Raw genomic sequence first — 976 nt, 5'->3', positions numbered from 1 at the left:
TGAAACACAGTATCGCCGATGGTAGTGTGGGGTCTCCCCATGCGAGAGTAGGTCATTTCCAGGCGCCTAATTTACTCGAAAGAGTAGTGATAAGCCCGTTACTAACGTAACGGGCTTTTTTACGTTTATAATTTGTGGTCAACATCTATCAATGGTATTAGGTCATGGCAATAGTGTTGCCGATATGCCCCTGCGTCCCCTTCGGGGATAAAAGAGTAGGATTATTGTGGCTTAATGAAACTGTACACCGATTGAGGTAAAATCCCCTTAAGATAAAACGGTGTAAAAAGTAATGAAGACTCAACCAACTTACTCAACAGAATTTAGAATAGATACCGCTAACCTTGTGATTAAACAAGGCTACACCATCCGAGAAGCTTGTGATGCAACCGGCGTAGGCCCGACAGCGATTAGACGTTGGGTAACCCAGCTAAGACAAGAATTTGAAGGTATTACTCCATCAGCTAATGCCATCACTCCCGAACAAAAACGAATTCAAGAGCTTGAAGCTCAAATTAAGAAAATTGAATGGGAGAAAGATATCTTAAAAAAGGCTACCGCTCTCTTAATGCAAGACAACATCAAACGATAGCATTAATTGAATTGTTATCGAGAGAGCAGAACATCGTCAAACAGCTTTGTCATTTGTTTGAAATACCGCGTAGTAGCTACCATTATCATCTCAAACATCGTGGATTAGTGAAGCCTGAACGTGAGAAATTACGCCAGCAAGCAATTGCAATCCACCGTGATAGCCGAGGCTCTGCTGGCGCGAGAACGATAGCAGGCCAGCTCAATCAATTAGGTGAAAATGTTGGCCGTTATAAGGCTGCCAGTTTAATGAGAGATGCAGGACTTATCAGTAGCCAACCCAGAAAACATCGCTACAAGATAGTGAATGATGAGCCTACAATCGCGCCTAACTTGTTAAAGCGACAGTTTAACGTTGACGTCATAAACCAGGTTTGGTGTGGTG

General features: G+C 42.9%; 2 protein-coding genes. Both read left to right on the top strand.

The window, feature by feature from the left end; translation table 11 throughout:
- Positions 1-292: 292 nt before the first annotated feature.
- Positions 293-592, top strand: a complete 300-nt coding sequence (locus H5202_RS23370; RefSeq protein WP_101087190.1) for a transposase — start codon at positions 293-295, stop codon at positions 590-592.
- Positions 529-976: IS3 family transposase (locus H5202_RS23365; RefSeq protein WP_182774100.1), on the top strand; the 448-nt coding region annotated here is incomplete at its 3' end. The genes H5202_RS23370 and H5202_RS23365, both read left to right, overlap by 64 nt.

This window comes from Shewanella sp. SG41-4 (assembly GCF_014164505.1).
In the GTDB taxonomy this organism is placed as follows: Bacteria; Pseudomonadota; Gammaproteobacteria; order Enterobacterales; family Shewanellaceae; genus Shewanella.
This window is presented reverse-complemented; position numbering and strand designations above follow the sequence as displayed.